A 16,951-nucleotide genomic window follows, 5' to 3' on the forward strand; every position below is an offset into this window, starting at 1 on the left:
TCTTTCGCTGATCGAGCCGGCACCGCCCCCGCTGGTTGAGCCGGCACCGAGCGAAGCGAGGCGCCGAGTCGAAACCACCAGGCAACCACTCCCACTCAGTGACCTCGACGGACGCGGCGGCCTCGCTCCGCTCGGTCGACGCTGCTCGGCCAGCAGAAAAAGCCCCACCCCCGCTGGTTGAGCCGGCACCGAGCGAAGCGAGGCGCCGAGTCGAAACCACCAGGCGACCGAAGCCACTCAGCGCAGCGCCGGAACCACTCGCTCCTCGAACAACTCGAGGTCCTCGCGGTCGACGGCGATGTTCGGGAAGTAACAGATCCCGTATGCCAGACCGGCATCGGCGAGGCCGCGGAGGTTCTCCGCGACCTGTTCCGGGGTTCCGACGCCGGGCATACCGCGGAACGCGCCCATGCTGCCGGCAGCCGCGTCGGGCCCGACCGTCTTGCTGAGCCGGGCTTCGAGGTCGGCGAGCTTGCGTTCCACCTCGGCTTCGGTCTCGCCGAGCATGATGTTGTAGTTGGCCGAGCGGGTGATCGCCTCGAAGTCGCGTCCGAGGTCGGCACAATGCTGTTGCAGCACTGCCGATTTGTGCACGAATCCGTCGGGTGTGCCGTCGAAGTTGGTGTAGTCCGCGTACTTCGCCGCGATCCGCAGCGTCTTCTTCTCCCCGCCGCCGGCGATCCACAGCGGCAGCCGTCCGGCCGTGGGCTGCGGGGCGCAGATGGCGTCGTCGACGGTGTAGTGCTTGCCGTCGAGCGTCGCGCGGCCCTGTTCCCAGGCCTGTTTCATGATCTGCACGCCCTCGTCGAGCCGCGCGAGGCGCTCGCCCGCCGACGGGAATCCGTATCCGTATGCGCGCCATTCGTGTTCGTACCAACCGCCGCCGATGCCCATCTGCACGCGGCCCCCGGAGATCAGGTCGGCGGTGGCGGCGACCTTGGCCAGGTACATCGGGTTGCGGTAACTCATCGCGGTGCACATCTGGCCGATCTCCACGCGACTGGTGGTGGCGGCCAGTGCGGCCACCAGGGTCCAGGCCTCGTGGGTGGCCTCGTCCGTCGGCAGCGGCACGGTGTGGAAGTGGTCGTAGACCCAGACCGAGTCCCATCCGCCCGACTCGGCGCGGTCGGCGACCGAGGACATCACCCCCCACTGGTCCGCGGGGTCCACACCCACGAGATCTAGACGCCAGCCCTGCGGAATGAAGAGTCCGAATCGCATGCCGTCCAACTTACGCGGCCGTCGATCATCGTCCGGACCTGATCGGCCATCCGCCGCACGGTCTGCGCATCGTGGGAGATCAGCAGCATCGAGGTTCCCGTCGCCCGGAGTTCCTCGAGGATCCTCAGGACCGCGTCCGCGGCCACCTCGTCCAGCGACGACGTGATCTCATCGCAGATCAGGACGTCCGGACCGCCGGCGAGTGCCCGTGCGATCGCCACGCGCTGGATCTGGCCGCCGGACAACTCGCCGGGGCGGCGATCGAGCATCTCCGGGCAGAGGTGGACCGCCGCCAGCAATGACGCGATCTCGCGGTCCGCGGCAACGCCGTCGAGTCCGCGCAACACCCGGAGTACCCGGCGCAGTTCCCGGCCGACCGTCCGCCGGGGGTCGAGGCTGCGTCGCGGATTCTGGTAGACCATGCTGATCGCGCGCCGCTGATCGATGCTGCGGTCACGGGCGGTCGACGCCAGGCGCGCGCCGTCGAGCAGCAGCTCACCGTCGGTCGGGGGATGCAGACCCGCCAGACACCGCGCGAGCGTCGACTTTCCGGCGCCCGAACGTCCGACGATCGCCAGACACTCACCCCGCCCGATCTCGAACGAGACGTCGTGCAGCACGGTGGCGCGGCCATGGCCTGCCGTGACGCCGCGCACGACGACGCGTGGGCCGGCGTCGTCGACGAATCGGGCCGCGGGCGCCACCGCCGCCGGAACATGCGATGCAGGTAACTCGTCGGCCTGGCACTCACCGGTGATCCGCCCGCCGTCGAGCATCACGACTCGATCGACGATACGCGAGATACGGTGCAGGTCATGGGTGATGACGATGACCGTGCGTCCACTGCGGAGACGGTCCAACACCCCGACCAGTTCGTCCGCCGTGGCCGCGTCCAGACCGCTCGTCGGCTCGTCGAGGACGAGCACGCCCGGGGAGCCGAGGAGGGCGATCGCGAGGAGAACCCGTTGTTGCTGGCCGCCGGACAGCTGCGCCGGATACCTGCGGAGGAACTCGCGGTCCGTCGGCAATCCGAGTTCGGCGAGCAGGATCTCGATGTCCCGGGCACGACGCGACCGGTGGGCGCGTCGGACTTCTCGGAGGGCCGAACCGATCCGCATGGACGGGTTGAGCGAGGTACCGGGGTCCTGCGGTACGTATCCGAGCCGTCTACCGCCGTCGGCGGGAGCCTGCACACGCACGGTCCCGGCGGTGACGAATCCGGGTGGCAGCGCGTCGACGAGAGCGAGTGCCGTCGTGGTCTTTCCGGCACCGGAGGGTCCGACGACGGCCAGGGTCTCGCCACGGCGGACCTCGAGAGCGTCGATCGCGACGAGCGGGGTGCCATCAGGTGCCGCCACCGTGAGCCCCGACACCGATATCGGGTTCCCGGCCGTGGCATCCGGACGGCCCAGCGGCCGCCGGACACGTTGTCGCGGACCACGAGGTGAGGGCTCGGGGGGTTCGGACAACCGGTCGACGAGCAGGTTCACCGCCACGACCAGCGCTGCGATGCATACGGCAGGCACGACGACCGGCCAGGGGGTCAACGCCATCCCGCCCTTGTTCTCGGTGACCATCAACGCCCAGTCCGGCTGTGGCTGAGTCACTCCGAGACCGAGGAAGCTGCCCGCGGTGACGAGCGCGATGGTTCCGGAGACCCGTATCCCGGCGTCGGCCAGCAACACCGGCCGCAGGTTCGGCAGTACCTGGGCCACCGCGATCCATCGCAGTGTCTCGCCGCGGGCGATCGCGGCTTCGACGAAACCCGCGTCCATGAGTTCGATCGTCGCCGTCCGCACGATCTTCGCCACCCATGGCACCGTCGCGACTCCGACGGTGAGGCACACCGCGACCGGGCCCTTCCCCATCGTCGTCGCGATGACCACGAGCAGGAGAAACCATGGCAGGACGGTGATCGCGTCGACCGGGCGCATCACCCAGCCGTCGAGCCGGCGTGACATTCCCGCGGTGACTCCGAGGAGAACGCCGACCACGTACGACACCGACAACGCCACCGCGGTCATCAACACCAGCCGGTGACCACCGTGCAGGACTCGCGACAGGACGTCGCGTCCGACGAAATCGGTTCCGAGCCAATGGTTCGACGACGGTGTCTCGAACGGCACCGAGGCGATCGCGGTCGGCGAGAACGGTGCGACGAACGGCCCGAGGACGATGACGATCACGAGGACGACCAACACCGCAGCGGGGCCGACGAGCCGTCGAGAGCGCGTACTCATGACCGCCCACGTCCGATGACACCACGCGCGGCCGGTGACGAGCCGAGTGCCACGATGTCGGCAAGCAGGTACACGACTAGTCCGTACGCGGCCAACAGCACCGCCACCGACTGCACGAAGATCAGATCGCGTCCGGAGATGGCCCGCAGGAGTTCGTGCGCCACACCCGGATACGCGAACACGACTTCGATGACCGCGATACCGCCGACGAGCCCGACGACGGCTCCCGCCAGCGGTTGCACCGACGCGGAGATCGCGTTGGGCGCCGCATGACGCACGACGAGCCGGAATTCGCCGACCCCGTTCGCCCGCGCCGCCGAGATGTACGGCGCGCGCATCGCTTCCGCCATCTGGGCGCGGACGAGTCGCACCGGATGCGGTGCCAGCCCGATGAGCAGGCACAGCACCGGTAGCACCAGCACCTCCGGACGGTCGAGCGCCGATGTGCCCGTCGGTACGAGCGACACCGCGGGCAGCACCCCCATCCCGATCGCCACCCAGGCAATCAGTACGACACCGACCACGAACGCGGGGACGGATTCCGCCGCGAGCGCCGCAGTACTGAGCAACCGGTCCCAGCGCGAACCCGGCCGTGCGCCGGCGGCGACGCCGATCGCCAGCGCCGCCGGGACCAGGACGACGACGGTGACGATCGCGAGGATCACCGAGTTCGCGAGTCGCCCGTCGAGGATCTCGGCGACCGGACGGCCCGAGAGTTGCGACACGCCGAGGTCCCCGGTGAGGAAACCGCCTGCCCAGTCGAGGAACCGTACGACTGCCGGACGATCGAGTCCCAGTTCCGCGCGCAGAGCGGCCACCTGAGCCGGATCCGGTTGGCCCGCGGCTCCTCTCGACAACCGGGTCGTGGCGGCATCACCCGGGAGCAGTTCGAAGAGCACGAAGATCGACACCGCAACGACAGCGAGCACGGCCAACGCCCCGGCCAACCGGCCCGCGACATACCGCAACACGACGAGTCCCCTAGCGCTGCTGGAGCCAGGTGCCCGTGAAGGAGGCCCACTGCCCGGTGCCGGGCACCCCGTCGGTGATGCCCTGCACGGTGTTGCGGACGCCCGTCGGCTGCAGGGCGAAACTGTGGATGAGGTAACCGCTGTCGTTCCAGAGTTCGTCCTGCAGTTCCCGGTACAACTCACCACGGCGAGCCGGCTCCATCTCGGCGCGAGCCTGGGCGAAGGTGGCATCCCACGCGGGACGACGCCAGGCGGTCGCGTTGGCCGGGGCGTCCGAGGTGAGGGTCTGCCCGTAGAAGTAGTCCAGACTGTAGTTCCACCAACCGGACTGGGTGAGGGGCTTTGACCCGACGAACTGGGAGAAGTAGGTGTCGCCCGGCTCGACAGCGAGGTTGACGGTGATCCCGGCGGCCTTGGCCTGCTCGGCGAAGAGGGTCGCCGAGGCCAACTGGCCGGGACTGACGTCCGCGGTGTGCAGGGTGACGACGAGGTTCTCCTTGCCCGCCTCTCGGAGCAGGCGGCGAGCTCGTTCCGGGTCGTACGCGCGTTGCGGCATGTCGGCGTAGAACGGTGCGCCCTTGCCGTACAGGTCGTTGCCGACCTCGGCGAACCCGTAATACACCTTGTCGACCATCGCCTGCCGGTCCACCGACAGCTTGAGGGCCTCGCGTACTCGCGGATCGTCGAACGGCGCGAGGTCGGTACGCATCGTGAACGAGCTCATCGTGCCCACCGGCGGCGTCACGAGGTAGACGTCGGACTGCGATCGCAGGATGTTGCCCTGCGCCGGCGAGAGTTCGTAGACGACGTCGGCCTCCTGCGAGCCGAACGCGTTGAATCTGGCGTCGGCTTCGGCGACCTGAAGGATCTCCAGCCCGTCGAGGTGCGGCCGCTGATCCCAGTGGCTCTCGTTGCGGGTCAACACCGACCGGTCGCCCGGCGACCACGACTCCAGAACGAACGGGCCGGTCCCCACGGGAAGCGACGACGGCGTGAATTCCGTCGTACCGTCCTTGATCACGTAGACGTACCAACCGGCGAGCACCGAACCGAAGTCGGCGACGGGTTCTCTCATCGACACCACGACGGCGTGATCGCCGTCGGGCCTGGTGCGGGACAGGTCGATGATGTCGAGGTCACCGGCCGACGGTTTCTCCTCGTCGAGCATGCGCTCGAGACTCCACATGACATCGCGAGACGTGAACGGCGAACCGTCACTGAACTCGACGCCCCGGCGCAGCGCCATCCGCCACTGCGAGCCGTCGGCGTTGGGTTCCAGCGACTCGGCGAGCCGATAGTCGAGGGTGAGGTCGTTGTTGTAGTCGACGAGGTGATCCCACACCGCCTTGGACAGTGCGCCACCCGCCGAGTGGCCGACGACGTGCGGGTCGAGGACATCGGCGGTCGCCGAGGTGCCCGCGAAGACGACGCGCAATGTGCCGCCGGGGACCGGGGTACCGCCGCTCGGAGCGCCTGCCGGGCTCGGCCGGTCGGCACAACCGGCGAGCAGGCCCACCGCGCCGAGACCGGCGAGGCCGGCGATCCCACCGGCTCCGCGTAGCAGCCGGCGTCGGGTCAATTCGGGAGCTGCGTGCGCAGCTGTCGATCTTGAATTTTTCATGTCCATCCTCGTGGGTCGCGAAGACGCAAGCGATCTGGCTTCCCGATCGAGGTCGGGTCACAGTTGCGGGACAGCCCCGGATTCGCACCGGGTTCCCTTGCGTCCCGGTCATCGTACGGAGTGGACAATCACGACATCGCATGCGGCGTGCGGTGGATGATCCCCGGAACTTACAAGCAGTCCGGACTGTTTGTGCTATCGTCGTCGATGTGACCGAGCCCACCCGAGCCCCGCGCCGACGCACGCAGGCCGAACGCACCGCGACCACGCGTGCGCTCATCCTCGACGCGACCGTCGACGCCCTGGTCGACGTCGGCTACGCCGCCACCACGACGCAGGAGGTCAACCGCCGAGCGGGTATCTCCCGCGGCGCTCTCCTGCATCACTTCCCCACCCGGGAATCACTGGTGGTCGCCGCGGTCGGACACCTGGTCGAGCGTCGGCTGGCAGAGATCCTGTCGCGGCCCCGGACGGGTGACGAGGGACTCGAGATACTCATCGAGGCATTCAGCGGCCCGCTGTTCGACGCCGCTCTCGAGCTGTGGGTCGCCGCCCGCTGCGACGTCGGATTGCGAACCGCGATCATCCCGCTCGAACAGCAGGTGTCCGACGCACTCGCCGTCGGTTGTGCCGAGTTGTTCGGCGACCGGTACACCGCCGCGGAACTCGAACTCTCCATCGAACTCGCACGCGGATTGGCGGTGTCGCGCATCCTGCGCTCACCCGACGCCGACCGCGCGCTGCTCGACCACCTCCTGCCCGTATGGAAGGAACTCCTGACCCATGACTGAACCCAGTCCGACTCTCCCGCAGCAGAACACGCTGCCCCGGCGCGTGGACGTCCTCGTCGTCGGCGTCGGATTCGGCGGTCTCGCCGCCCTGCATCGTCTTCGCACGGATCATCCGCAGTTGCAGACGCTGGCCATCGAACGTGGCGACGGCGCGGGTGGGGTCTGGCGCGAGAACGACTACCCGGGCGCGGCCTGCGACGTCCCGACGTCGCTGTACTCCCTGTCCTTCGCCCCCAACCCGGACTGGTCCAACACCTACGGTCGCCGCCACGAGATCCACCAGTATCTACGTTCGGTCGCAGCCGATTTCGCCGACCAGATCCGTTACAACTGTGCACTCACATCGGCTCACTGGGACGGCGCGGCGCAGGAATGGATCGTGGTCACGACGGATGGCGAGATCCGCTGCCGCTACCTGGTCGCGGCACCGGGAGCGCTGTCCGAGCCGGGTCTGCCACCGGTCGCCGGAGCCGATGAGTTCACCGGCACCGTGTTCCACTCCGCTCAGTGGGACCACTCCCACGACCTCCGCGGACGTCGCGTCGCGATCGTCGGCACCGGCGCGTCGGCGATCCAGATCGTGCCCGAGATCGTCGACGAGGTCGGACATCTCACGGTCTTCCAGCGCACTCCCGCTTGGGTCGTGCCGCGTCTGGACCGCACCATCGGTTCCCTCGAACGCGCACTCTATCGCCGCGTCCCCGGTGTCCACCGGCTCGTCCGGCGGATGGTGTGGACCTATCGCGAGGCCTACGTCCTGATGATGGCCCGCAACCCCAAACTGCTCCCGATCGCCAAGACCATCGCGCTGGCGCAGCTGCGGATCCAGGTCCGTGACGGCGACCTGCGCCGTCGGCTCACCCCCGACTACACCATCGGTTGCAAGCGGATGCTGTTGACCAACAAATGGTTCCCCGCGTTGCAGCGCGACAATGCAACGGTGACCGGCGCGATCACCCGCCTCACCGCACGCGGCGCCGTCGACGACCAGGGCCGCGAACACGAGGTCGACACGGTCGTCTTCGCCACCGGGTTCACCCCCACCGAACCGCCGATCGCGTCGGCGATCACCGGACGCGACGGGCGCACCCTGGCCCAGGCGTGGGCGGGATCGCCGCGCGCCTACCGCGGCGTCGAGATCCACGGCTTCCCCAACCTGTTCTTCCTGTACGGCCCCAACACCAATCTGGGTCACAGCTCGATCGTGCTCATGCTGGAACCGCAGGCGTACTACATGAGCAAGGCACTCTCCGAGCTGTCCCGCAGCGGCCGGTCGACCTTCGAGGTCACCGACACCGCCCAGGACCGGTACAACGCCGACCTCGATCCCGAACTCGAACGCACCGTATGGAATTCGGGCGGATGCTCGAGCTGGTATCTCGACTCCACCGGACGAAACTCGGTGATGTGGCCGAAGTTCACGAGCGACTTCCGCCGGATGATGTCGTCGTTCGACCCGGCCGATCACCGATTCGACGCCGCGATCCCACTCGCGGCCGCCACCGATGCAACCGAACCCGACACCGAGAGGACCGTCGCACCGTGAGTTCGACCCCAGACCATTACGACGCCATCGTCATCGGCTCCGGTTTCGGCGGTTCGGTTGCGGCCCTGCGTCTCACCGAAAAGGGCTACCGGGTCGCGGTTGTCGAGTCCGGACGGCGTTTCTCCGACGGCGACCTGCCCAAGACGAGCTGGCGCCTCAAGGACTACGTCTGGGCGCCCGCGCTGGGACTGTTCGGCGTACAGCGCATGCACCTGCTGCGCGACGTGCTCGTGATGGCCGGTGCCGGCGTCGGCGGCGGATCGCTGAACTACGCGAACACCCTGTACCGGCCGCTGCCCGCCTTCTTCGACGACCCGCACTGGGGGTCGATCACCGACTGGGCGTCCGAGCTCGACCCGTACTACGACCAGGCGTCGCGAATGCTCGGTGTGACGACGTACCCGAAGGTGACGCCGGCCGACCGCGTGATCCGCAAGGTCGCCGAGGAGATGGGGGTCGGCGACACCTTCGTCCACACCCCCGTCGGCGTGTTCTTCGGGGAGGCCGGCAAGACCGTCGAGGACCCCTTCTTCGGCGGCGCCGGTCCGGCACGCACCGGTTGCACCGACTGCGGCGCGTGTATGACGGGATGCCCGGTGGGGGCGAAGAACACGCTCGTCAAGAACTATCTGTACCTGGCCGAGCAGGCCGGCGCGGACATCATCCCGATGACGACCGTCGACACCGTCCGTCCCCGTTCGGGCGACGGGTACGTCGTGGAGGCGCACCGGTCGGGCCGCCGCTGGTCGCGCCGCGGGCGCCGCACGTTCACCGCCGATCACGTGGTGTTCGCCGCCGGCACGTACGGCACCAACAAGCTCCTGCTGGACATGCAGCAGGGCGGACACCTGCCCGGGCTGTCGTCGCGCCTGGGCAAGGTGGTCCGCACCAACTCCGAGGCGGTACTGGCCGCCACCGCGCGCGACCTCGAGACCGACTACACCGAGGGTGTGGCGATCACGTCGTCGTTCCATCCCAACGAGCACACGCACATCGAGCCGGTGCGATACGGCAAGGGCAGCAACCTGATCGGATTGTTGCAGGCGATTCTCGTCGACGGTGGTGGTCCGCTGCCGCGGCTGCTGCAGGCACTGATCGAGATGGTCCGCCACCCGGTGATCACGATGCGCGGCCTCTCCGTACGGCGCTGGTCGGAGCGCACCATCATCGCGCTCGTCATGCAGACTGCCGACAACTCACTCGAACTGTTCTCCCGGCGAGGCCGTTTCGGCCCGATGCTGCGTAGCAGGCAGGGCGACGGCGATCCACCGCCCACGTGGATCCCGGAGGGACACGACGCGGTCCGGGCTGTCGCACGCGAGATCGACGGCGATGCAGGAGGTTCCATCGTCGACCTGTTCAACATCCCGATGACCGCTCACTTCCTGGGCGGTTGCTCGATCGGACGGTCGGCACTGGACGGCGTGGTGGACCCCTACCACCGGGTGTTCGATCACCCGGGCCTGCACATCGTCGACGGCGCGACCGTCTCGGCCAACCTCGGCGTCAATCCCTCGCTCACGATCACCGCACAGGCGGAGCGCGCGCTCGCCATGTGGCCCAACGCCGGGGAGGCCGACCCGCGCCCCGAGCTCGGAGCGTCGTACCGTCCCGTCGAGCCGGTGGAACCCCACCGTCCGACCGTCCCCGCACACGCCCCCGGCGCGCTGCGTCTGCCGATCACGCCGGTGTCCGACGCCACCCGCGCCGGTTGACCCGGAAGCCCCCCCACTGCTGGTTGAGCCGGCGCCGAGCGAAGCGAGGCGCCGAGTCGAAACCACCTGGCGGCACCCCCGCTAATTGACCCGGCAGTCCCCACCGCTGGTTGAGCCGGCACCGAGCGAAGCGAGGCGCCGAGTCGAAATCACCTGGTGACCCGACCTCCCAACCCAGCCCGTACGCGAGACGCGCCTGTGTATGGAGGCGGCGCAGAGTTCATCAGCTGTGGACACAGTCACGCCCTCTGGATCAACAGGGACCACTCTCGAGTCATGAGCGGGTTTCTTTACATCCTCGAATGCTCCGACGGCACCCTGTACGTCGGCAGCACCCGGGACGTCGAGCATCGACTCGACCAGCACCAGTCGGGGAACGGATCGCGCTACACGCGTCCTCGTCGGCCGGTTCGGCTCGTCTACCAGCAGGAGTTCCCGCACATCGGCGAGGCCTACGCAGCAGAGCGTCGCATCCATGGCTGGTCGCGCGCGAAGCGGACCGCACTCATCGAGGGCCGGCTCGACCTGCTGCCGGAACTGTCGCGCGCGGATGGGAGGTGACGGCAGGCGCAGAATACTCGAACACACGTGCTACTCAGGTGTACCCTGCAACCATGTCCCTCGGTACCCAAGGCTCCTTGTTCTCTGAGCAGTCAGCGGAGCCGACGCTCGGAAACCTGGCGACCTCGATCTCGCGGCGCCCGCTCACCGAGGGAGCGTGGGTCGACCTGTGTCCCGGCTGGATCAGGGGCGCCGACGAACTCTTCGACCGACTCAGCGAATGTGTCCCCTGGCGGGCCGAGCGACGTCGTATGTACGAGCGGGTGGTCGAGGTCCCGCGGCTTGTCTCCATCTACCAGGCCGATCACCGGTTCCCCGATCCGATCATCACCGACGCACGCACCGCGCTGACCGAGCACTACCGCGACGAGCTGCCCGAGGGATTCTCGACGGCCGGGATCAGCCTCTACCGCGACGGCAATGACTCGGTTGCGTGGCACGGTGACCGGATCGGCCGGGCGTCCACGCACGACACGATGGTCGCCATCATCTCGCTCGGTTCACCTCGACCCCTCATGCTGCGACCCCGCGGTGGTGGGCGGTCACTGAAGTTCACGCTGTCGTCGGGCGACCTGCTCGTCATGGGTGGGAGTTGCCAACGCACCTGGGAGCACGCGGTCCCCAAGGTGCGTGGTGTCGGCGCCCGGATCAGCATTCAACTGAGGCCGCCCGGGGTGTGGTGATGTGGGCCGTTGCGGTCGCCAAGTGGTTTCGACTCGGCGCCTCGCTCCGCTCGGAGCCGGCTCAACCAGCGGGGGGTAGGGCTCTCCCGCTCGCCGAGCCAGCGGGGGCAGGGCTCTCCTGCCAGCCGAGCAGCGGGGGTAGGTCACCAAGTGCCTTCGGCTCGGTGCCGGGTCAACCAGCGGGCGATCGTGCTTTAATCATTTCGTTATAAACCGCCAGGACCGAGAGAAGTCATGAAGCGCACCCGTATCGCCGCCGCCCTGCTCGCCACCGCCGCCCTGGCCCTGCCGGTCGCGCCGGCGACCGCGAGCCCGTTCGACACGCTGTTCGGAAGCGCGAGCGGCAGCCTCGACTCCGGCAGCGCCGCGCTCGGTTCGTCAGGCGGCGACAAGGTGACGCACTACGGCAAGCTCGGTCGTCCCGGCGCGCCAAACGGCATCAAGTCGATCAATGTGTGGGTCTACACGCCCGACAAGACCCAGGCGATCGTGCCCAACACCTACCCAAAGAACTCGCGTCTGGGCGTGCGCTGGAATTCGATCATCGACGCCGGGCCGATCGTCGACGGCAACGAGTGCCGCATGGAGGTCCGTCTGTCCGGACCCAAGGTCCCCAAGCAGGCTTCCCTGTTCAAGACGCAGGACTGCACTGCGGTGAAGTCCTACTTCTTCAAGGGCGCGGGCGATTTCACCATCCGCGTCACCGACACCATCTCGGGTGCGTCGAACAGCATCGCGTTCAGCGTCCAGTAGTCACGTCGCCGGACGTCGGCCGAGCGTTCGGTGTCAGCGCGTCCCGGTTCCGGCGAGGACCGGGAGAACGCAGCTCCCGGCCGAAGTCGGCGACGTCGTCGGCGCACCGATCGTCACGACGGACAGCTGGCCAGGCGCCGTCCAGGGTCCGGGGGCTGTGAACAACGTGGCGTAGAGCGAAGGTACGACGCAGGCCGCTTCGACCCGATGCTCACCCGTCCCGCCACTGCAGTACGACGCCGCCACGACGAAGGCCGAACCCGCCACACATCCGGTGGGTTCGGCCGACGCCGACGGAGGCGAGACGGTGGACAATGCCGCGCCGGCAACACACGCGGCGCCGGCGAGGACGATTCGTATCGAGACTTTCGACAGAGTCATGCCGAGAATCTATGGCATCAGCGTCCGAAGTTCTCGATCCCGAACACAATTCGTCCGATCATGGGAACGAATCGCGTGGCCGACTCCGTTCGTCAGCCCGCGGCCCCGACGTCGAACTTCTCACCCGTCAGCCGCTCGGATTCTTCCCAGAGCGCCGCTCGGAACTCCGTCTTGTCGGCGGCCTTCTTGTAACCGCTCCGACCGGGCGCACCGCGCATGCCGAACATCTGGGTGGGCCCGAAGAACGTCCCGGACTCCGCGTCCGGCACGGTCGCCGCGTACAGCTGTGGCAGCGCGCCGTCGGCCGCCGGCTGGGCGATCGGCAGCTTGTTGCCCAGCTTCGCGAAGAAGTCGGAGAAGTTCTCACTCCTGCCCTGCAATTCCGTTGACGCATAACCGGGATGGGCGATCAACGACTTCTTCGACGACCCGGCCGCGGCCAGCCGCGCGGCGAGTTCCTTGCCGAACATCAGGTTGGCCATCTTCGAGTCGCCGTAGGCCCGCCACCGGCGGTAGCGGCGCTGCTCCCAGTTCAGGTCGTCGAGTTGGATGTCCCCGATCTGGTGCATCGTCGAGGACACGGTCACCACACGTTCGGTGATCTTCGGCAGCAGCAGCGCGGTGAGGGCGAAGTGCCCGAGATGATTGGTGCCGATCTGCATCTCGAAACCGTCGGCGGTGCGCCGGAACGGCACCGCCATCAGCCCCGCGTTGTTGATGAGGACGTCGGCGCCGGTGATCCCGGCGGCAAAGCTGCGCACCGATTCGAGGTCGGCGAGGTCCAGTTTCGCGACGGTCGCCTTCGGCCCCAGCTCCGACGCCACGGCGTCGGCTTTCGCGGTGTTCCGGCACGCGAGGACCACGTCGGCGCCGGCGCGGACCAGGACCTTGGCGGTCTGATAGCCGAGACCGCTGTTGGCGCCGGTCACCACGAACGTCCGGCCCGCCTGGTCCGGCACATCTGAATTCGTCCAACCACTCATCACGACCCCCTGGGATGCGTTGTCAGGCCCGGCACCGACGCCGGGTCCATGCGGCCCACGCTATTGACCGGCCGGGACGACGTCAACGAGTCGCCGTGGACGTCCCCGGCGTTCGCCGGGCCTACCCGCCGAAGAATGTCGTCAGCCGCAACGGATTCGCGCCGACGATCCGCCGGGCAGGCCGCAACAGTTCCGCGATCAGATTGGTCGACGATCCGAGCCGCTCGACGAGCTGGATCGGCGCGTAGAAGGCGGTCGGCTCCGAGCGTCCGCGCATGATTCGAGTACCGAGAAGCTTCCATTCCTCGGCTTCCTCGCCTGCCGACTCGACGGCCGCCCCGCTCGCCAGCGCCGGGATCCGCCCGGTCTTGGCCATGTCGGACAACCGGGCGCACTCGTTCACCGGGTCGCCGATGACGGTGTACTCGTAGCGCCGTTCGGCGCCGATGTTGCCCGCGAACGCCTCGCCGTAGGAAACGCCTATCCCCCAACGGATGTCGAGGCTGCTGGCCAGTCGGTCGGCGAGATCGCGGGCCGCTCCCAATGCGGCACCGGCCGGGTCGTCGATCTCGACGGGTGCGCCGAAGACGGCGAGCGCGGCGTCGCCCTCGAATTTGTTGACGAAGCCGGAGTGCTGGTCGACGACGTCGGCGACGATGCTGAAGAACGCATTGAGCAGCGCGGCGGTGTCATCGGGACTGCGTTGCTGCGCCAGTCCCGTCGATCCGACGATGTCGACGAAGAGGACGCCGACTCGTTTGTTGGTGCCGTGCATGCCGACCCCGTCGGAGATCGCGAGATCGGCCACGGTGTCGCCGACGTGTCGCGCGAAGATCTCACGCATGCGGTCACGTTCGGCGAGCCCTTCGACCATCTGGTTGAAACCGTGTTGCAGCACGCCGAGTTCCGATGAGTCGTAGACGGGCACGCGTGCCTTGTAGTCCCCGTGGTCGACGCGGTGAACCGCGCGGCGCATCTCGGTCAACGGGTCGGTGATCGCTTGTCCCACAAGCGCGATGACACGGGCTCCCGATGCGAGACCCACCAGGCACAGGATCACCGTAGTCCAGTCGACGGCACCGTAGACGTCGGGCAACAGACCGGTCCACCGGCCTGCGTTGACGGTCAGCAGACCGACCATCGGCACCGCCGAGCTCACGGCCCACACGGCCAGCATCCGTACCCGCACACCGTTCATCACGTGATTCGTCGGGAAATCCTCGAGAACGACGACAGCCAGGGGCCGGGCGGCGCGCTCGGCGAACAGGTAGGTGAGACAAGCGCTCGACATACCGGCCAGCGCGAAGGCCACCGCGACGCCCGCGACGGTCGCGGTCGTCAGTTCCTCGGCGATGAACACGTAGAACAGGGCTGCCGCGCTCCAGGAGACGACCGTGACCCCGAGCTGCACGATCGGTATCCGCTGCACTGCGCGTCGTCGGGCATGGTCGGCGGGTTGGCAGCTGATGAACCAGCGCAGTTGAGGCCGGACCGCGAGCATTCCGAGCAGCAGGTTGGTGAGGATGCCGACGACGATCGCCCCTACGACGACCGGGAAGTTCGGCGCACCCAGCGTCTCGTCGAAGGTCAGTTGTCCGCCGTTGAAGGCGAGTTGGACGAGCAGGAAGGTCTCGACGCCGATCACCGCATTGCTGGCGATCACGGCCGTCATCGCGGTGACAGTGGCGTGAAGAGCGATCTTGCTGCGCATCGTCGGCCCGATCCGGGCCCATCCGCGCGGACTCGGGACCGTCGACACGCCCCACAGAAAACCCGCGGTGCGTCGGCGCAGACGCATCCACGACGCACCACGACGGGTCCGGCGTGGTCGTCCCATCGGCCTCTCCTGCCTGACGGCGTTCTCCGCAGCCTACCGAAGGAGGCGCTGTCGCAGAGGTGTCCAACGACCCTTGTCGCAAGCCAGGTGGCTTCGACCCGGCGCCACGCGACCATCCCCCGCTGGTTGAGCCGCCACGCGCCCATCCCCCGCTGGTTGAGCCGCCACGCGGACGCGAAGCGGCCACGCGGCGTGTCGAAACCACGAATGGACCGGCACCTCACGGTGCCGGTCCATTCGGGTCAGGTGCGGATCAGGCCTGCAGGGCCTCGATCTCGAGGTTGATGGTGATCTTGTCGCCGACGACGACGCCACCGCCCTCGAGCGGCATCTCGATGTCGATGCCGAACTCCTTACGGCTGAGCACGATCTTCGCCTCGAAGCCGGCAACGGTGCCCTGGCCCATGCCGGGGTTGGTCCCCAGGTACTCGAGTTCGAGGGTGACGGGCTTGGTGACGCCCTTCAGGGTGAAGTCGCCGTCGAGCAGGTAGTCGTCGCCGTTCTGACGCACGCCGGTGGACACGAAGGTGGCCGTCGGGAACTTCTCGGCGTCGAAGAAGTCGGCGGACTTGATGTGGCCGTCACGCTGCTCGTTGCGGGTGTTGATCGAGGTCACGTCGATCTCGGCCTGGACGGCCGGGGTGCCGTTCTCGTCGACCGTGATGGTGCCGGAGAAGGTGTCGAAGCTACCGCGGACCTTGCTGACCATGAGGTGCTTGACGGTGAAGTTGATCGCCGAGTGCACGGCGTCGATGGTCCAGGTGCCGGCGGGGACGGGTGCCTTGACGGTGGTTGCGGAGGTCATGTCGTGGTCCTTCCAGGGAGTGTTCGTTCGGGTCTCGAATGGTGGCTGTGGGCCTTCGCGACCCATCACCAGACACTAACCGGACCGCGGTCCGATTTCATCCCCGGCGCCCGTGTGATCTACGTCACCTCCGCAACATCAACACTCCGATCGCGGCGATGGCGATTCCGCGGGGCGCCTCGTAGATGAAGCCGGAGATCCCGGCGATCGCCGGGATCGGCAGCATGAACCCGACCATGCCGACCACGGTCAGGATCCCGATCCAGAGCGGTACCGCCCGGTTGCGGATGAGGCTGACGCCGAAGATCCCCATCCCGGCGAGCATCACGAGGCCGCCGACCGTGTTGAGCAGTTCGAAGGCCGTGGTGCCCAGCATCGAGTCGTCGGCAGCGATGAGCGCGGCCTTGTCCGGATCGTGCGCAAAGGGATACGCGACGAACAATTCGATCGTGAGGTGACCGGTTGCGGTGACGAGGTTGCCGACCGCGTAGGCGACGAGGCCGATCAGTCCGGCGATCCCGATCCGGGGCGCCAGCCACGCATACATCCCGGGCAGGCCGAGAAGCAGCAGGGTCGTGCCGATCGCGAGCAGGATCTGCGCCCATGGCGCGCCCGCCCCCTGTAGCGCCTGCACCGAATGGGCTTCGCCGTCGACGATGGGGTGCAGGGTGCCGCCGGCGATGCAGGCGAGCCCGCCGAACGTCAGGGCGCCCCCGCTGAGGCGGCGCAGGACCTGCCAACTCGGACTGCGGAACGGGCCGGGACCATCGGCGCCGGTCGCGTTGTCGTTCTGGTTCTGGGTGTGTGCGGTGGTAGTCATGACCGCAACGCTGACGGCCCCCA

The 16,951-nt window shown here is 68.0% G+C and carries 15 protein-coding genes and 1 riboswitch; of the genes, 6 read left to right on the forward strand and 9 right to left on the reverse strand.

All coding sequences use genetic code 11. The features are described 5' to 3' along the window. Positions 1-237: 237 nt before the first annotated feature. The 4 genes from AB4Z55_RS21700 to AB4Z55_RS21715 are packed head-to-tail and all read right to left on the reverse strand — an operon-like array spanning position 238 to position 6,053. On the reverse strand, positions 238-1,221 hold the full coding sequence (locus AB4Z55_RS21700; protein WP_239402793.1) for an LLM class F420-dependent oxidoreductase: 984 nt from the start codon (positions 1,219-1,221) through the stop codon (positions 238-240). Continuing rightward, positions 1,182-3,461: an ATP-binding cassette domain-containing protein gene (locus AB4Z55_RS21705; RefSeq protein ID WP_369520499.1), complete on the reverse strand. Its 2,280-nt coding sequence runs from the start codon at positions 3,459-3,461 to the stop codon at positions 1,182-1,184. Before AB4Z55_RS21705 ends, AB4Z55_RS21700 begins: the two co-directional genes overlap by 40 nt. Continuing rightward, on the reverse strand, positions 3,458-4,432 hold the full coding sequence (locus AB4Z55_RS21710) for an ABC transporter permease (protein WP_369520500.1): 975 nt from the start codon (positions 4,430-4,432) through the stop codon (positions 3,458-3,460). Before AB4Z55_RS21710 ends, AB4Z55_RS21705 begins: the two co-directional genes overlap by 4 nt. A gap of 10 nt (positions 4,433-4,442) precedes the next feature. Continuing rightward, complete coding sequence (locus AB4Z55_RS21715) at positions 4,443-6,053, reverse strand: ABC transporter substrate-binding protein (RefSeq protein ID WP_369520501.1); 1,611 nt, start codon at positions 6,051-6,053, stop codon at positions 4,443-4,445. A gap of 10 nt (positions 6,054-6,063) precedes the next feature. After that, a riboswitch (cobalamin riboswitch) is annotated at positions 6,064-6,200 on the reverse strand. 62 nt (positions 6,201-6,262) lie between these two features. Here AB4Z55_RS21715 and AB4Z55_RS21720 point away from each other — a divergent pair. The 6 genes from AB4Z55_RS21720 to AB4Z55_RS21745 all read left to right on the forward strand — a co-directional run bounded on the left by AB4Z55_RS21720 (position 6,263) and on the right by AB4Z55_RS21745 (position 12,102). Next, complete coding sequence (locus AB4Z55_RS21720; protein ID WP_064572139.1) at positions 6,263-6,844, forward strand: TetR/AcrR family transcriptional regulator; 582 nt, start codon at positions 6,263-6,265, stop codon at positions 6,842-6,844. Continuing rightward, positions 6,837-8,390 (forward strand): flavin-containing monooxygenase, encoded by a 1,554-nt coding sequence (locus tag AB4Z55_RS21725; protein WP_369520502.1) that lies wholly within the window; start codon positions 6,837-6,839, stop codon positions 8,388-8,390. Before AB4Z55_RS21720 ends, AB4Z55_RS21725 begins: the two co-directional genes overlap by 8 nt. Next, positions 8,387-10,105: a GMC family oxidoreductase gene (locus tag AB4Z55_RS21730; protein WP_354560417.1), complete on the forward strand. Its 1,719-nt coding sequence runs from the start codon at positions 8,387-8,389 to the stop codon at positions 10,103-10,105. The genes AB4Z55_RS21725 and AB4Z55_RS21730 overlap by 4 nt, the downstream gene beginning before the upstream one ends. Positions 10,106-10,381: 276 nt before the next feature. Next, positions 10,382-10,666 carry a GIY-YIG nuclease family protein gene (locus tag AB4Z55_RS21735; RefSeq protein ID WP_064572140.1) on the forward strand — a complete coding sequence of 95 codons (285 nt, stop codon included), beginning with the start codon at positions 10,382-10,384 and terminating at the stop codon, positions 10,664-10,666. Positions 10,667-10,719: 53 nt separating this feature from the next. Then, the gene (locus AB4Z55_RS21740; protein ID WP_101820255.1) at positions 10,720-11,349 is read left to right on the forward strand and encodes an alpha-ketoglutarate-dependent dioxygenase AlkB; all 630 of its coding nucleotides are present in this window, start codon (positions 10,720-10,722) and stop codon (positions 11,347-11,349) included. A 234-nt stretch (positions 11,350-11,583) separates the two neighbouring features. After that, positions 11,584-12,102 (forward strand): hypothetical protein, encoded by a 519-nt coding sequence (locus tag AB4Z55_RS21745; RefSeq protein WP_369520503.1) that lies wholly within the window; start codon positions 11,584-11,586, stop codon positions 12,100-12,102. Positions 12,103-12,135: 33 nt separating this feature from the next. Here AB4Z55_RS21745 and AB4Z55_RS21750 read toward each other — a convergent pair whose 3' ends face one another. The 5 genes from AB4Z55_RS21750 to AB4Z55_RS21770 all read right to left on the reverse strand — a co-directional run bounded on the left by AB4Z55_RS21750 (position 12,136) and on the right by AB4Z55_RS21770 (position 16,928). Further along, entirely contained in the window at positions 12,136-12,483 is a 348-nt protein-coding gene (locus tag AB4Z55_RS21750; RefSeq protein ID WP_369520504.1) for a hypothetical protein, read from the reverse strand. Positions 12,484-12,575: 92 nt separating this feature from the next. After that, positions 12,576-13,466 carry an oxidoreductase gene (locus AB4Z55_RS21755; RefSeq protein WP_101820226.1) on the reverse strand — a complete coding sequence of 297 codons (891 nt, stop codon included), beginning with the start codon at positions 13,464-13,466 and terminating at the stop codon, positions 12,576-12,578. A gap of 121 nt (positions 13,467-13,587) precedes the next feature. Further along, complete coding sequence (locus AB4Z55_RS21760) at positions 13,588-15,303, reverse strand: adenylate/guanylate cyclase domain-containing protein (protein ID WP_004021348.1); 1,716 nt, start codon at positions 15,301-15,303, stop codon at positions 13,588-13,590. 253 nt (positions 15,304-15,556) lie between these two features. Beyond that, positions 15,557-16,108: a YceI family protein gene (locus AB4Z55_RS21765; RefSeq protein ID WP_004021349.1), complete on the reverse strand. Its 552-nt coding sequence runs from the start codon at positions 16,106-16,108 to the stop codon at positions 15,557-15,559. Positions 16,109-16,232: 124 nt separating this feature from the next. After that, positions 16,233-16,928, reverse strand: coding sequence for a hypothetical protein (locus tag AB4Z55_RS21770; RefSeq protein WP_369520505.1), 696 nt, complete (start codon positions 16,926-16,928; stop codon positions 16,233-16,235). Positions 16,929-16,951: the final 23 nt, after the last annotated feature.

It is taken from the genome of Gordonia sp. ABKF26, assembly GCF_041103195.1.
Taxonomy (GTDB): Bacteria; Actinomycetota; Actinomycetes; order Mycobacteriales; family Mycobacteriaceae; genus Gordonia; species Gordonia terrae.